At 64.2% G+C, this 14483-nt stretch carries 13 protein-coding genes; 8 read left to right on the plus strand and 5 right to left on the minus strand.

All coding sequences use genetic code 11. From position 1 onward, the window contains the following. The coding region (locus RCI06_RS03980) for a homocysteine S-methyltransferase family protein (RefSeq protein ID WP_306574435.1) at window positions 1-1203 on the minus strand (1203 nt) is incomplete at its 3' end. Between the two features lie 148 nt (window positions 1204-1351). Here RCI06_RS03980 and RCI06_RS03985 point away from each other — a divergent pair. From RCI06_RS03985 to RCI06_RS04005, 5 genes are all read left to right on the plus strand, one after another. Further along, window positions 1352-1723, plus strand: a complete 372-nt coding sequence (locus tag RCI06_RS03985) for a BlaI/MecI/CopY family transcriptional regulator (protein WP_306574436.1) — start codon at window positions 1352-1354, stop codon at window positions 1721-1723. Then, window positions 1720-3576 (plus strand): M23/M56 family metallopeptidase, encoded by a 1857-nt coding sequence (locus RCI06_RS03990; RefSeq protein ID WP_288234724.1) that lies wholly within the window; start codon window positions 1720-1722, stop codon window positions 3574-3576. The genes RCI06_RS03985 and RCI06_RS03990 overlap by 4 nt, the downstream gene beginning before the upstream one ends. A gap of 168 nt (window positions 3577-3744) precedes the next feature. Continuing rightward, window positions 3745-4212, plus strand: a complete 468-nt coding sequence (locus RCI06_RS03995; RefSeq protein ID WP_101549826.1) for a MarR family winged helix-turn-helix transcriptional regulator — start codon at window positions 3745-3747, stop codon at window positions 4210-4212. A 32-nt stretch (window positions 4213-4244) separates the two neighbouring features. Continuing rightward, window positions 4245-5927: an ABC transporter ATP-binding protein gene (locus RCI06_RS04000; RefSeq protein ID WP_353960875.1), complete on the plus strand. Its 1683-nt coding sequence runs from the start codon at window positions 4245-4247 to the stop codon at window positions 5925-5927. Continuing rightward, window positions 5927-7780 carry an ABC transporter ATP-binding protein gene (locus RCI06_RS04005; protein WP_306574438.1) on the plus strand — a complete coding sequence of 618 codons (1854 nt, stop codon included), beginning with the start codon at window positions 5927-5929 and terminating at the stop codon, window positions 7778-7780. The genes RCI06_RS04000 and RCI06_RS04005 overlap by 1 nt, the downstream gene beginning before the upstream one ends. A 136-nt stretch (window positions 7781-7916) precedes the next feature. Here the strand turns inward: RCI06_RS04005 and RCI06_RS04010 are convergent, their stop codons facing one another. Both RCI06_RS04010 and RCI06_RS04015 read right to left on the minus strand, forming a co-directional pair. Next, entirely contained in the window at window positions 7917-8405 is a 489-nt protein-coding gene (locus tag RCI06_RS04010; protein ID WP_306574439.1) for a GNAT family N-acetyltransferase, read from the minus strand. 40 nt (window positions 8406-8445) lie between these two features. Continuing rightward, a complete protein-coding gene (locus RCI06_RS04015) occupies window positions 8446-8715 on the minus strand; it encodes a hypothetical protein (protein ID WP_276871853.1) in 270 nt (89 codons plus the stop codon). 126 nt (window positions 8716-8841) lie between these two features. Here RCI06_RS04015 and RCI06_RS04020 point away from each other — a divergent pair, with 126 nt between their 5' ends. Together RCI06_RS04020 and RCI06_RS04025 are read left to right on the plus strand one after the other, a co-directional pair. Further along, window positions 8842-9081, plus strand: coding sequence for a helix-turn-helix domain-containing protein (locus RCI06_RS04020; RefSeq protein ID WP_306574441.1), 240 nt, complete (start codon window positions 8842-8844; stop codon window positions 9079-9081). Window positions 9082-9091: 10 nt separating this feature from the next. Then, window positions 9092-9322 (plus strand): helix-turn-helix domain-containing protein, encoded by a 231-nt coding sequence (locus RCI06_RS04025; RefSeq protein WP_256152144.1) that lies wholly within the window; start codon window positions 9092-9094, stop codon window positions 9320-9322. 129 nt (window positions 9323-9451) lie between these two features. Here the strand turns inward: RCI06_RS04025 and clpB are convergent, their stop codons facing one another. Beyond that, window positions 9452-12058 carry an ATP-dependent chaperone ClpB gene (gene clpB, locus RCI06_RS04030; RefSeq protein WP_306574442.1) on the minus strand — a complete coding sequence of 869 codons (2607 nt, stop codon included), beginning with the start codon at window positions 12056-12058 and terminating at the stop codon, window positions 9452-9454. Window positions 12059-12325: 267 nt separating this feature from the next. On the opposite strand from clpB, the gene RCI06_RS04035 reads away from it, so the two are divergent. Continuing rightward, window positions 12326-13393 carry a hypothetical protein gene (locus tag RCI06_RS04035; RefSeq protein ID WP_288234720.1) on the plus strand — a complete coding sequence of 356 codons (1068 nt, stop codon included), beginning with the start codon at window positions 12326-12328 and terminating at the stop codon, window positions 13391-13393. A gap of 59 nt (window positions 13394-13452) precedes the next feature. Here RCI06_RS04035 and RCI06_RS04040 read toward each other — a convergent pair whose 3' ends face one another. After that, window positions 13453-14421, minus strand: coding sequence for a hypothetical protein (locus RCI06_RS04040; RefSeq protein ID WP_288234719.1), 969 nt, complete (start codon window positions 14419-14421; stop codon window positions 13453-13455). Between the last annotated feature and the right edge of the window lie 62 nt (window positions 14422-14483).

The following is a 14483-nucleotide window of genomic DNA, read 5'->3' on the forward strand; positions in this document are numbered from 1 at the left end:
CGGGTCGCCCGTCACCACAAGCACGTGCGAGATCCCCTCGAACGCCGCGCCCAGCAGCCCCGCGCGCAGGGCGATGTGGTTCTTGTCGCGGCAGGAGATGTGCGGCAGCACCTCGATCCCCGCCTCCCGCCTGATCTTGGCCGCCGTCATCAGGCTGTCCGCCCGCGTGCGCGAGAGGGGCGAATCGGTCACCGTGATGAAATCCACGCCGCCGCGCCTGAGCTCGGCCGAGGCCGAGAGGATGAAGGAGCAGTCGTAGTCGAAGGGCGGGTCGAGCTCCACCGCGATCGTCTTGCGGCGCGCACCGGGGCGGCCGCCGCCGGGCGCGGCAGCGCCCGGGCCGGGGACCGAAGGCCCCGGCAGTCCCGTCCCCGCGGGACGGGACGCGGCGGCCAGCGCCTCCGTGGCCAGCGCGATGTGCCGCGGCGTCGTGCCGCAGCAGCCGCCCAGGATCTCCGCGCCCGCCTCATAGAGCGCGGCCAGCTTCTGCGCGAAGTACCCGGCGTTATCCTCAAACAGGACGCGCCCGTTGATCGACGAGGGATAGCCGGAATTCGGCATCGCGATCAGCGGCTTTCGGCGCGGGCCGAGATTGCGCAGGAGGTTCGCCATGTGGCTCGGGCCGCAGGCGCAGTTAAAACCGGCGGCGTCGACCAGCGGGCAGTTTTCCGCGGCCTCCAGCAGGACGCGGCAGTAGTGGCCGCGGCGCGAATAGCCGTCCTGGGACACCGCGAAGGAGACGAACACCGCGGCGCCGGGGACCCGATCCCGGATCAGCCCGAGCGCGGGCAGGACCTCGTCGAAGGAGGCGAGCGTCTCAAAGAGGAATTCCCGCGCGCCGAGCTCCAGAAACCGTTCCGCGACCGCCAGGTAGTCCCCGGGGGCGGTTTCCGCGTTGTTGCCGCCGATATCCGCGAAGACGCGCGCGCCGGTTTCTTTGGCCGCCTGTTCCGCGAGCGACCAGCCCGCCGCGATCACCCGGGAGAGCTGCTCCGGGTCGGGAAGGGAAACGGGGTTTGCGGCAAAGGTATTCGTTTTGACCGCGCGCGCCCCCGCCGCGAGATACTCCCGATGGATGCGCAGGACGGTGTCGGGCGAAGTGAGGTTGGCAAGCTCGCAGGGGGCTTCATCCCCCGTGAGGGAATAATAATAGGTGCCGAACGCGCCGTCAAAGAGCAGCGGCCGGGACGGATCAAGCGGCATGGACGTTCCAACTTTCCGTATCAGGATATGATTCCAGTAGATTGTAGCATATCCCGCCGGAAATTTCCAGTACCGGGTTGACATCTACTACAGCTTGTAGTATGATTTGGTTACTACAAGCTGTAGTAGCCAATCCGGGGGTGACCGTATGAACAGGCTTTCCGATTCCGAATTCACGATCATGCAGGAGATTTGGTCGCGCAGCGGCCCCGTTACGGCGGGCGGGCTGGTGGAGGCGTTCTCCGAACGCCGCTGCTGGAAAATCCAGACCGTCTCCACCTTCCTGACCCGCCTCGTCGACAAGGGGATGCTCACCTGCGAAAAACACGGCGGTCAGAACCTCTACCGCGTGGCGGTGAGCGAGGCCGACTACCGCGCCGGGGAGACGCGCGACTTCCTGCGGGAGGTGCACGGCGGCAGTGTGCAGAGCTTCTTTGCCGCGCTCGGCAGCCCCGGCTCCCTCTCCGGCGCGGAGATCGAGGAGCTGCGCCGCTGGCTCGACGGGGAGGGGACAAAATGACGGCGTTCTTTTTTTCCCGCGTCCTTCCCCTTTCGCTGACCGGCGCGGCGGTTTCGGCGCTCATCCTGGCCGTCTCCTTCCTCACCCGCCGGCAGTTCGGCTCCCGGTGGCGCTACTACATCTGGCTGGTCGCGCTCGCGCTCTTCTTCCTGCCCGTCACGCTGCCCTTCCCCGCCGGCGCCCTCTCCGGCGTATCGGAGGCGATCTCCCCCGCCGCTGCCGCGGTGCGCTTCGCGGCGGGGCCGCCCACGGCCGCCGCGGAAACCGCGGCGGCATCCGCGCCGCTTTCCTGGCGGGAACTGGCCGCGCTCGCGTGGGCGTGCGGCGCGGCCGCGCTGCTTTTGCAGCGCGCGTGGGCGGCCCTCCGGTTCCACCGCGCCCTGCGGCGGACGAGCCGCCCCGTCGCGGACCGTGAGACACTCGCTCTCTTCGCCGCGTGCAAGGAGGAGCTTCGCGTCCGCCGCGCCGTCCGTCTGGAGCGGTGCCCCCTCGCCGGCACGCCGATGCTCGTGGGGCTCCTGCGGCCCCGCGTCCTGCTCCCCGACGCGCCCGCAGACCCGGACGCGCTGCGCTTTATCCTGCTGCATGAACTGACCCATCTGAAGAGCGGGGACCTCTTCTATAAGCTCGCGGGGCTGGCGGCCTGCGTCGTCCACTGGTTCAATCCGTTCGCATGGCTCGCCCTGCACCGGATCAACGCGCTCTGCGAGCCCGCCTGCGACGAACGCCTCGCGCGGCCGATGGACGCGGACGAACGGCGCGGCTACGGCCGCGCGATCCTCGGCGCGATGGGGACTGTGCGCGCCGCCCCGCCTCTCTCCACCCCCTTCAGCCTGCACAAAGAGGATGTCAAAAGGAGGCTCACCCTCATGATGAACTGCAAGAAATCGACCCGGGTCCTGCTCGCGGCGGCCGTCTGTTCCGCCGCGCTGCTCGGGTTCGTGGGGATGTCGATCTCCACCTTTCTGATCGCGCCCGCCGAAGCCGCTTCCCCCTCCGAAAGCTCCCGCCTGCTGGCCCCCTCCCCCGAGCGGCTGGCGAAGGAGCTCGCCGGCGGCGTCGTCTTTGATTTCGAGTCGGGCGAGCTGCGCATCGCCATCCCGGACGAGCTCCCGGACGGCTGGGCGTGGTCCATCCACCCCGCGGGGCGGGCCGCGATGGGGGACGGCGCCATGAGCGTCCACTGGTTTGAGGCGGAGTCCGCCGCCAACGACTGGCGGCCCGGCGGGATCTATACCGCGCCGATCGGCGGGGAGCTGCTCTCCTATGACGTGGAGTTCGCGCTGCTCGACGGCGCGGGCCGGGAGCGCGCCGCCGGGAACCTCTCGTGGGACGCGGGCGAAGCCGCCTCCGCGCCCGCCGTCATCGGCGGCGCGGACGGTCCGACCTCGATCATCGTGGCCCCGCGGCTCACGCCGCCGCTTGCCGGGCTGACGGTGGCCGCGCCCTTCGACGAGGGCCTCGGGCACAAGGGCGTCGACTACCGGGCGGAGCCGGGCGAGGCCGTCTTTGCAGCGGCGGACGGGACCGTCTCCGAAGCCGGCTGGGAGGGCGTATACGGCTACCGGGTCGTCCTCGACCACGGGGACGGCTTCCAAACCCTCTACGCCCACTGCAGGGAGCTCGCCGTCGCGGTCGGGGACGCCGTCGCGGCGGGCCAGCGGATCGCCTCGGCCGGCTCGACCGGCAACGCCGCGGGCCCCTGCCTGCACTTTGAGGTCCGCCTGAACGGGGAGCCGGTGGAGCCTCCCGCCTTCTCCTTTGAAGAGGCGGAGGGGTCCGCGCCGCAGCCCGGCGCGGGGACGCCGAATCTGGTGAAGGACGAATCCTCCTCCACCCTCATCGAAGATTGAGCGGGAAGGGTTTGTATAGATTGCTCAGATGAATCCTGAACAAATTGTTAACTCTGGCAAAATCTATTGACTTTCCCGCAGGCACTGCATAAAATTAGTTAGACGGCTAATGATTAGCTGTCTAACTATTTTTTTGCTGTGTTTGCAACATGACAGGAGCAGATTCCAATGGATGAAATCGATCAGGTTATCCACATCGACTGGGAGCTTGTCTCCCTGCACAAGCAGTGCATGAACCGGCTGATGAGCGACCGGGGCGTCTATCCCGGACAGCCGCCGCTGCTCTTCACGCTCGGCAGGATGGGCGCGTGCAACCAGGCCGACCTGGCCAAGGCGCTGCACATCAGCCCAGCCACCATCGCCGTCTCCCTCAAGCGGATGGAAAAATCCGGATTCGTCAAGCGGGTGCCCGACCCGGGCGACCTGCGATCCAACCGCATCGAACTCACCGAAAGGGGCCGCAGGGCCGCGGCGAGCGCGGACCACGCCATCCGCAGGGTCAACCAGCAGATGTACCGGGACTTCACCCCCGAGGAATTTTCCCAGATCGTGCATTTTTACCAGCGGATGCAGCAAAATCTGATCAGGCTCAAACAGGAGCTCTACGGACAGGAGGAACCCACTTGCGCAAACTGATCTCTTACCTCGCGCCCTATAAAAAGTCGGTCATGATCGCCGTCGCGTTCATGCTGCTCGACGTCGTCTGCGAGGTCGTCCAGCCGACGCTCATGTCCGACATCGTCGGCCGGGGCATCCAGACGGGCAACATCCCCTTCATCCTCGGCGTCGGCGCGCTGATGATCCTCTTCGCGCTGCTCGCGATCGTCGCGGGCTTCGGCAACGCGCGCCATTCCGCCAGGGCGGGCGTCGGCTTTGCAGCCGGTCTGCGCCGCGGCCTTTTCGAGAAGGTGCAGACCTTCTCCTTCAAGAACATCGACGACTTCTCCACCGCCTCCCTCGCCACCCGTCTCACCAACGACGTAACGCTCCTTCAGAACGCGGGCATCATGAGCCTGCGCCTCATGATCCGCGCGCCGCTCATGTTCGTCTTCGCGATGATCATGGCGCTGCGGATGAACGCCCGGCTGGCGGTCGTGCTCGTCGTCATCATCCCCACCCTGCTACTCGCGCTCGGCTTCATCATCAAGACGGCCCTGCCCCTCTTCAACCAGATGCAGGCGCGCATGGACGCCCTCAACGGCAGCGTGCGGGAGAACCTCACCAACGTGCGCGTCGTCAAGTCGTTCGTGCAGCAGGACTATGAGAAGCGGAAGTTCAAATCCGCCAACGACGCCCTCACCGGCGCCTCCCTGCGCGCGATGAACGTCGTCATCTTCAACATGCCGGTTATGATGCTCGTCATGAACCTCGCCACCGTCTCGGTCATCTGGTTCGGCGGCGGGCAGGTCATCCGCGGGGAGCTTCAGGCCGCCGAGATGGTCGCCTTCATCAACTACATCTTCCAGATCCTCATGTCCCTCATGATGCTCTCGATGATGTTCGTCCTCTTCTCCCGCGCCTCCGCCTCCTACAAGCGCGTCATGGAGGTGCTGAACACCGAGGTCGACCTCACCGACGAGCAGGGCGCCGGCGAGCGCCCGATCCGCGGCGACGTCGCCTTCGAGCACGTCTCCTTCAAATACGACCCCGCCAACGGGGAAAACGTCCTGCGGGACATCACCCTCTCGGTCAAGGCCGGCCAGACGGTCGCCGTCATCGGCGGCACCGGCGCGGGCAAGAGCTCCCTCGTGCAGCTCATCCCCCGCCTCTACGACGCCACCGAGGGCCGCGTGCTGATCGACGGGCGCGACGTGCGGGAATACACCGTCGAATCGCTGCGCAGCCAGGTCGGCATGGTGCTCCAGAAGAACACCCTCTTCTCGGGCTCGATCCGCGACAACCTCAAATGGGGCGACGAGCACGCCTCCGACGAGGAGGTCGAGGCGGCGGCAAAGGCCGCCCAGGCCCACGATTTCATCATGGGCTTCCCGAACGGCTACGACACCTGGATCGAGCAGGGGGGCGTCAACGTCTCGGGCGGGCAGAAGCAGCGGCTGTGCATCGCGCGCGCCCTGCTCAAAAAGCCGCCCATCCTCATCCTCGACGACTCGACCAGCGCCGTCGACACCGCCACCGAGCGCCGCATCCGCGACGCCTTCGACGCCACGCTGAGCGGCACCACCAAATTCATCATCGCCCAGCGCATCTCGTCGGTGAAGGACGCGGACCAGATCGTCATCCTTTCGGACGGCGAGATCGCCGACGTGGGCACCCACGACGAGCTGCTCGCGCGCAGCGAGGAATACCAGGAGATCTACTATTCCCAGCAGGAAAAGGAGGCGGATGCGTAATGCCTCATCGTAAAGTCGTCGTCCAGCAGAAGCCGAAGAATTTCGGCGCGGCGGTCAAATTCGTGTGGGGATACCTGCGCCGCCGCAAATCGGCGCTCTTCCTCGCGGCGGTCATGGTGCTGCTCAACATCGGCGCTTCGCTGGCGGGCACCGCCATGCTCCAGCCGATCATCGACAACTTCCTCGAGCCGGTCGCGGAAATCCCGCTCGCGGCGCGGTTCACGGGGCTTTTCCAAGGGGTGATCACCCTTCTGTGCATCTACCTCGTCGCGGTTTGCGCGAGCTACCTGCAAACCCGCCTGATGCTCACCGTCACCCAGCGTTCGATCAACGACCTGCGGCGGGAGCTCTTCGACCACCTGCAGGACCTCTCGGTCCGCTACTACGACACCCACACCCACGGCGAGATGATGAGCCGCTTCTCCAACGACGTGGACACCCTCAATGACGCGCTCGCCAACTCGCTGACCTCCCTCTTTTCGAGCGTCATCACGCTCGCGGGCATCCTCGGGCTCATGCTCTCCAAGAGCATTCCGCTCACCATCCTGACGCTGCTCATGACCCCGCTGATGTTCTTCGTCGCGGGCAGGCTCATGAAGGTGAGCAGCAAATATTTTATCGCCCAGCAGGCCAACCTCGGCCGCGTCAACGGCTATGTCGAGGAGATCATCACCGGCCAGAAGGTCGTCAAGGTCTTCTGCCACGAGCAGGACGCGCTTGAGGAGTTCGACCAGCTCAACGGCGAGCTCCAGGAGGCGGCCACCACCGCCCAGAGCTATTCCGGCCTCATGATGCCCGTCATGATGAACATCTCCACCGTCAACTACGCGCTCGTCGCCGCCATCGGCGGCATCCTCTCGATCTTCGGCTTCATCAGCGTCGGCGGGCTGGTCGTTTTCCTCCAGCTCACCCGCCAGTTCAGCCGCCCGATCAACGAGGCGTCCAGCCAGTACAATGCGGTCATCACCGCCATCGCGGGCGCGGAACGCATCTATGAGGTCATGCGCGAGCCGGTCGAGGAACCCGACCCCGCCCACGCCGCCGACCTCGTCCGCGACGGGCACGCCTTCTACTGGCAGCGCTACCGCGACGACGGCGCCCCCGCCGAGCGCGTCCCCGTGCGCGGGGACGTCCGGTTCGAGGACGTGACCTTCGGCTACGCCCCCGAAAAGACGGTGCTCCGCCACATCTCCCTCTACGCGAAGCCCGGCCAGAAGATCGCCTTCGTCGGCTCCACCGGCGCGGGCAAGACAACCGTCACCAACCTGCTCACCCGCTTCTACGACATCGCGGAGGGCCGCATCACGATCGACGGCATCGACATCCGCCAGATCAAGAAGGACAGTCTGCGCCGGTCGCTCGCGATGGTGCTTCAGGACACCCACCTCTTCACCGGGACCGTGCGGGACAACATCCGCTACGGACGCCCCGACGCCACCGACGAGGAGGTCGAACAGGCCGCGCGGCTCGCGTCGGCGCACTCCTTCATCATGCGCCTGCCCCACGGCTACGACACGGTGATCGAGGGGGACGGCGCAAACCTCAGCCAGGGCCAGCGCCAGCTGCTCAACATTGCGCGCGCCGCCTGCGCCGACGCGCCCATCCTCATCCTCGACGAGGCGACCAGCTCGGTCGACACCCGCACCGAGCGCCACATCGAGCACGGCCTCGACCGGCTCATGGAGGGCCGCACCACCTTCGTCATCGCCCACCGCCTCTCGACCGTCCGCAACTCGAACGCCATCATGGTGCTCGAACAGGGCGAGATCATCGAGCGCGGCAGCCATGACGACCTGCTCGCCCTGCACGGCCGCTACTACCAGCTCTATACCGGCGTGGCGGAGCTCGACTAAGGGGGGATTTTGAAAAATCCCCCCTTAGAACCCCCAAAAATGTTTGTTTCAGGCGGGGCGCTCCGCCTCCCGGCAGCACGCCGCCCGTGACGCAAGATGCCCCCTCCGGCCTTACGGCCGGAGGGGGCTTTTCGTTTTAGATGAGCGGCTTATTGAAGAGGAAGAGGTCCGCGTAGCTGCCGTCCTTGAAGCGGTAGCCGTTTTTCGTCGTGCCGATGTGCTCGAACCCGAGGCGTTCATAGAGCTTGATCGCCGCCGTGTTGGTACAGACGACGGCGTTGAACTGGAGTCCCACGAATCCGCACGCCGGGCACATCTCCAGCGAATGGCGCACCAGCTTTTCCCCCACGCCGAGGCCCCGCGTCCCGGACGAAACGCCGTAGGACGCGTTTGCGATATGCCCGCAGCGCCCCGCGTTGTTGGGATGCAGGATGTAGAGCCCCAGCACCTTCCCGTCCGCTTCGGCGACCCCGGTGAAGGACTGCGCCGCGAAAAACTCCCGCGCCTCCTCCTCCGTAAAGGGCCTGTCCTGCGGAAAGCTGTTCCCCTCCTCGACGATCCCGTTCCAGATGGCGGTCATCGCCGGGAGATCGGCGTCGGTGAACTTCCTCACGGTCACTTGCATTGTCAAAACCCCTTTCAGACGGGGGAATTATACACCTTTTTCAGAGGACATGCAACTGTTTTAAGGATTCCACGCAGTCCGCGTAGCCCTGCCGGTAGAGGTATTCCGCCTCCGCGCTTTCCGCGTCGGCAAGAGCCGCCAGCAGGTCATGGACGAAAAAATGGTCGTTGGGATGGACGTTTTGCAGGCAGGCCGCCTCGCAGTCGTCCAGCCGCCCGCGCAAAAGGCGGCTCTCCCCGCTCTCCCGGAATCGCTGGTGCGCCCGCTCGTACATCGCGCCCAGATATTCCTCAAATTCTTCCGACAGCATGGCGCAACCCCTCCTGATATGGTATAATTATGATAATTATCGATTATACTACAATCATTTACCTCTAAGTAGATTTTCCGCTCTAATTATATTCTACTATAAGGTAAATGTCAAGGGGAAATTTTTATGTTTCAGCCGATAGAAATGGGAGCCCGGATTTATGCGCTGCGCTGTGCCCGCGGAATAAGCCAGAAACAGCTGGGGGACGCCGTCGGCCTCTCGCACAAGGCAATCAGCACCCTCGAAAGCGGGGCCCGCTCCACCACGCTGGAAAAGCTCGTGCGCCTTTCCGAGTTTTTTAACGTCTCGGCAGATTATTTATTGGGATTGGCAAACGACCCAACCCGCCACTACCTCGACGATTGAAGGAGGACTCATGCTGGACAAAAAAGTTTTTGGCGAACGTGTCAGGCTTTTGCGCTCCGGACGATCCGCCGCGCAGGATGAGCTGGCAAAGTTGCTGGGCGTTACGCGGACGCAGATCAGCGACATTGAAAACGGCAAAACCACCACCTCATTGGAACGACTGGTGCTGCTCTCCGACTACTTCGGGGTGTCCACCGACTACCTGCTGGGCCTGACGGAGAACCCCGAACGGGCGCGGTAGCCCCGCCTCTCGGGTCGCGCCCGCTAAGAGGCGCGCGGCCGGCCTGATAAAAGTTTTCGGGGCCCGGGGGGCTTTTTCAAAAGCCCCCCCCGAAAAAGAAAAACCCGCCTTGCGGCGGGTTTTCTCTTTTTAGGCGGCCCTTCTGATAACCAACTCCCCGTCTTCGAGAACTGCCTCGAGCCGGGTGCCGGGGGCAAGGTCCTCAGCAATGATCATGCGGGCGAGGAGCGTTTCGAGCTTGTGCTGGAGGAACCGCTTGAGGGGGCGCGCCCCGTAGACGGGGTCGTAGCCCTGGTCGACGATATACTCCTTCGCCTCGGGCGAGAGGGCCAGGGTGAGCTGCTTGTCGGCGAGGCGCTTTTGCAGGTCGGCCATGAGCAGGTCGACAATCTGCGCGATCTCGGATTTTTGCAGCGGCTTATAGAAGACGATCTCGTCGAGGCGGTTGAGGAACTCGGGGCGGAACTGCTGCTTGAGCAGCCCGTCCACCGCCTTGCGGGCCTCCTCGGTGATCCGGCCGTCTTCGTCGATCCCCTCGAGGATGTAGGGTGAGCCGAGGTTGGAGGTCAGGATGATGATCGTATTTTTAAAGTCCACGGTGCGGCCCTGGCTGTCGGTGATGCGGCCGTCGTCGAGCACCTGGAGCAGGATGTTGAAGACGTCGGGATGGGCCTTTTCGATCTCGTCGAAGAGGACGACCGAGTAGGGCTTGCGGCGCACCGCCTCGGTGAGCTGGCCGCCCTCCTCGTAGCCGACGTATCCCGGAGGCGCGCCGATCAGGCGGCTGACCGAGAATTTCTCCATGTATTCGCTCATATCGATGCGCACGATGTTGCGCTCATCGTCGAAGAGCGCCTGCGCGAGCGCCTTGGCGAGCTCGGTCTTGCCGACGCCCGTCGGGCCGAGGAAGAGGAAGGAGCCGATCGGGCGGCCCTGGTCCTGGATGCCCGCGCGGGAGCGTAAAATCGCCTCGCTGACGGTGGTGACCGCCTCGTCCTGGCCGATGACCCGCTCATGCAGGATGCTCTCCATATGGAGCAGCTTCTGCCGCTCCCCCTCCATCAGCCGCGCCACAGGGATACCCGTCCAGCGGCCGACGATCCGCGCGATTTCCTCCTCGGTGACGCGGTCGCGCAGGAGGGTGGAGTCCTTCTCCGCCGCGCCCGCGAGCTTTTCCTCCTCCTCCAGTTCCTTCTGGAGGGCGGGGAGCTTGCCGTATTTGAGCTCGGCGGCGCGGTTGAGGTCGTATTCCCGTTCGGCCTTCTCGATGTCCGCGTTCACCTGCTCGAGCTCCTCGCGCAGCCTCTGCACCTTGGTGATCGCATTCTTTTCGTTCTCCCAGCGGGCCTTCATCGCCTTGAACCGCTCGCGCATTTCCGCGAGTTCCCGCTGGATCTCCTGCAAATGCTCCCTGGAAATCTGGTCGGTCTCCTTTTTGAGCGCCGCCTCCTCGATCTCATGCTGCATGATCTTGCGGGAGAGGTCGTCGAGCTCGGACGGCATCGAGTCCATCTCGGTGCGGATCATCGCGCACGCCTCGTCCACAAGGTCGATCGCCTTGTCGGGCAGGAAGCGGTCGGTGATGTATCGGTTGGAGAGGACCGCCGCCGCGATGAGCGCCTGGTCCTGGATTTTGACGCCGTGAAACACCTCATAGCGCTCCTTGAGCCCGCGCAGGATCGAGATCGTGTCCTCGACGGTCGGCTCGTTCACCAGCACCGGCTGGAACCGGCGTTCGAGCGCGGCGTCCTTTTCGATGTACTGGCGGTACTCGTTGAGGGTGGTCGCGCCGATGCAGTGCAGTTCGCCGCGCGCGAGCATCGGCTTTAAGAGGTTGCCCGCGTCCATCGAGCCCTCCGTCTTGCCCGCGCCCACGATGGTGTGCAGCTCGTCGATGAAGAGGATGATCCTGCCCTCGCTCTTCTTGATCTCCTGCAATACCGCCTTGAGGCGCTCCTCAAATTCGCCGCGGAATTTCGCGCCCGCGATCAGCGCGCCCATGTCGAGCGAAAAGATCGTGCGGTCCTTGAGGTTTTCGGGCACGTCCCCGCGCACGATGCGCAGCGCGAGCCCCTCGGCGATGGCCGTCTTGCCGACGCCCGGCTCGCCGATGAGGACGGGGTTGTTCTTGGTCTTGCGCGAGAGGATGCGGATGACGTTGCGGATTTCGTTGTCGCGGCCGATGACCGGGTCGAGCTTCTGGCTGCGCGCCTGCTCGACGAGGTCGGTGCCGTACTTTTTCAGCGCGTCATAGGTGTCCTCCGGGGTGTCGGAGGTGACGCGGGTGTTGCCGCGCACGCTCACCAGCGCCGAGAGGAAGCCGTCCTTCGTCAGGCGGAAGCGTGAAAGGAGCTGCCCCAGCGCGCCGTTCGGGTTTTCGAGCAGCGCGAGCATGACGTGCTCGACCGAGACGTATTCGTCCTTCATCCGGTCGGCGAGCTTTTCCGCCTGGACCAGCGCGCGGTCGACCTCCTGCGAGACGTAGATTTTGCCCTGCTCGCGGCCGGGCCCGGAGACGCGCGGCAACCGCTCGACCTCGGCGCGCACGTCGGAGAGCAGCGCGGCAGGGTCGATCTCCATCTTTTTGAGCATCTGGCCGATGAGGCCGTCCTCCTGCGCGATCAGCGCGTAGAGCAGATGCTGCTGTTCGATCTGCATGTTCTGGTATTCGGTCGCGAGGTCCTGCGCGCTTTGCAGCGCCTCGAGCGACTTCTGGGTGAATTTCTGAGCGTTCATAGACACCCTCCTCCTTTATGTGAAAGCTGTTTGATACGGCGTTTTAGCACTCTATTATCTCGAGTGCTAACTCTATAGTACCCCAAACCGCAGGGGAAATCAAGTACAAATTGTAAACATTTTTCCTGTGAATTGTGCCTGGTTTTTTCCCATTTCCCGGCGAATTTGAACGGTTTCTGAACTTTGCCCCCCGGCGGTTGACGGGGGCCGGATTTGGGGATATCATAGGATTACACCAAAATTTTCATCTGTAAGAAGGGATTTCATATGAAGCGTTCCGTTCTCGCCTGCGCGCTCGCGCTGGCCTGCGCGCTCTCCCTCGCGGCCCCCGCGCTCGCCGCGGAAAAAGCCCCCTCCCTCGCGGGCGACTCCAAGACGACCGCCGTCGCCAAGGTCTATGAATATGACCCCCACCGCTACCTCGCGAACGGCAATTCGGTCTACGGAAACACGCTGACCGTCGCCGCGGACGAGCGGGTCTACGACGACTCGGGCAAGCTGTGGCGGGTCACCGATTCCTCCGCCTTCTACGACTCCTCCGCCTTCCGCTGCTCGGTCAAGACGACCGCCAACGCGATGAACGCGCGGTCGATCCGCCAGTCGGACGAGCCGATCGTCGGGGCGGGCGCCTGCTTTGTCGTGACCCTCTCGAAGGACGGGATGTACGACAACACCGGCATCGGCTTCGCGGTGACCTATACCGCCGTCAAGGACACCGCCCTGCCCGTTTCCCCGCTCGGCGCGAACACCGGCACGGCCTCCGAGCTGACGGTCAAAAGCGGCGCGAAGATCGTCATCGACTACACGCTGCGCATCACCGAGGACACCCTCTTCCCCTCCTCCTACCTGAAAACCAGCCCCGACTGGTACGGCGACCTCTTCTATTTCAAGGACGTCGAGCACCCGATCGGCGCGGAGGACATCGTCCTCACCCCGACCCAGGAGGGAGACAGCGACTACACCTGGGAGGACGAGGACATCATCGTCGCCGAGCTCTCCGGCTCGGACATCCTCTACGCGCCCAAGCTTTCGACCCGCCGCGCCGACACCGGCCGCAACCACACGGCCCCCCTTGGGGAGATGTATACCCGCTTCTTCCGCAGCAACCCCGACGCAAAGGGCGGCACGCTCACCCTTGTGAACCCCTACCTTACCTTCGACGGCGAGGAGACGGTCCCCCACAGGCAGATCCACATCTATGAGGCGACCGAAGCCGGCGACCTCAAGGACGTGACCAGCCGCTTCAAGTACACCACCGATTCCGACGGGCGCGGGGCGTTCTCGGCAAAGGTCCGGACGCTCGGCAACTATATCATTACCGCCGGGGCTCTCTGAAAGCAATAAGCAAGGCCCGGATTTCATGCGAAATCCGGGCCTTTTTACCACCGTGCATATCACTTCGTTTTTACCTGGAGGGACTGCGCCATCTTCTTGAGGGCGGCGCGGTCGGCCTGATCGTCGGCAGTGATAAAGATGTGCATCATGTTGCCGCCCTTCAGCGTCGTGAGCGTCTCCACGCGATTGCCGGAGGCGGACCAGACGACCGACTTTCCGAGGATGGCGCCCTTGCTCTGCGTACCGTAGGGCTTCCCGTCCGTCGAAGGGTGGAAGCCCAGATAGATGCCCATCGACGGGGCCGATGTGCCCAGCGGGGTCACTTTATCGATGTAGTAGACCAAAAAATCTACGCCGAACTGCTCGATCACCACATAATCCTTGTCGAGGCTGATCTGGTATCCCGCGGCATCCAGCGTCTCCCTGCGGGCATCGGTGTTCAGCATCCGTTCCCCCGGCTTCAGCGTGGCAATCACCCGGTCGCAGAGCGCACGGCATTGATCGGGGAAGCGGTAGGCCTCGGGCGTGACCAGAAAAGAGAGCATAATGAGTCCGTTGTCGGCGGTCCGCACCACCACGGCACTGACGAGGATCGCTTCACCCTGTGGGTCTGTCGCGGGGATTTTGAGCTTTGCCGCCGAAAAACCGGGCTCCGAGCAGGCCAGCTCATAACCGAACTCCGCGTCCTCCCAGTTGGATGAAAAGATGATTTCCAGATCCTTTACAAAATCGCCGGTGGAATAGCAGAACATCTCCTGCGCATACACAACCAACTCCGCGCCGCCGATATTTTCCGACATCAGCCGGGTCTCGCGCGCAGAGGAGGACATGGGTCCCATGATATCGGGCTGCATCGCCGCGTCCTCGGTTCCGGCCGGCATCCGGATGGTCAGCCGGCCGTCGAGCACAGAATAGGGCTCCTTCCGCAGTGCGCGGTTAAAGAGGGAATCGGCTTCCTGCGCCGACACGGCCTGCCCGGGCAGAAGCAGGAAGAGCGCCAGCAAAACGGAGAAAAACTTTTTGAACATCAGAACCCCTCCCAACTGATCGGCGTTGTGTCTTTACTGTCAATATATCAGATTCACGCGGG

It is taken from the genome of Anaerotruncus massiliensis (ex Togo et al. 2026) (assembly GCF_030825285.1).
Taxonomy (GTDB): domain Bacteria; phylum Bacillota; class Clostridia; order Oscillospirales; family Ruminococcaceae; genus Anaerotruncus; species Anaerotruncus massiliensis.

Excerpts from the sequence above, each read along its gene's own strand:
- RCI06_RS03985 (WP_306574436.1), top strand. The coding sequence starts at position 1,352 with ATGAACAGGCTTTCCGATTCCGAATTCACGATCATGCAGGAGATTTGG.
- RCI06_RS03990 (WP_288234724.1), top strand. The coding sequence starts at position 1,720 with ATGACGGCGTTCTTTTTTTCCCGCGTCCTTCCCCTTTCGCTGACCGGC.
- RCI06_RS03995 (WP_101549826.1), top strand. The coding sequence starts at position 3,745 with ATGGATGAAATCGATCAGGTTATCCACATCGACTGGGAGCTTGTCTCC.
- RCI06_RS04000 (WP_353960875.1), top strand. The coding sequence starts at position 4,245 with ATGATCGCCGTCGCGTTCATGCTGCTCGACGTCGTCTGCGAGGTCGTC.
- RCI06_RS04005 (WP_306574438.1), top strand. The coding sequence starts at position 5,927 with ATGCCTCATCGTAAAGTCGTCGTCCAGCAGAAGCCGAAGAATTTCGGC.
- RCI06_RS04010 (WP_306574439.1), bottom strand. The coding sequence starts at position 8,405 with ATGCAAGTGACCGTGAGGAAGTTCACCGACGCCGATCTCCCGGCGATG.
- RCI06_RS04015 (WP_276871853.1), bottom strand. The coding sequence starts at position 8,715 with ATGCTGTCGGAAGAATTTGAGGAATATCTGGGCGCGATGTACGAGCGG.
- RCI06_RS04020 (WP_306574441.1), top strand. The coding sequence starts at position 8,842 with ATGTTTCAGCCGATAGAAATGGGAGCCCGGATTTATGCGCTGCGCTGT.
- RCI06_RS04025 (WP_256152144.1), top strand. The coding sequence starts at position 9,092 with ATGCTGGACAAAAAAGTTTTTGGCGAACGTGTCAGGCTTTTGCGCTCC.
- clpB (WP_306574442.1), bottom strand. The coding sequence starts at position 12,058 with ATGAACGCTCAGAAATTCACCCAGAAGTCGCTCGAGGCGCTGCAAAGC.
- RCI06_RS04035 (WP_288234720.1), top strand. The coding sequence starts at position 12,326 with ATGAAGCGTTCCGTTCTCGCCTGCGCGCTCGCGCTGGCCTGCGCGCTC.
- RCI06_RS04040 (WP_288234719.1), bottom strand. The coding sequence starts at position 14,421 with ATGTTCAAAAAGTTTTTCTCCGTTTTGCTGGCGCTCTTCCTGCTTCTG.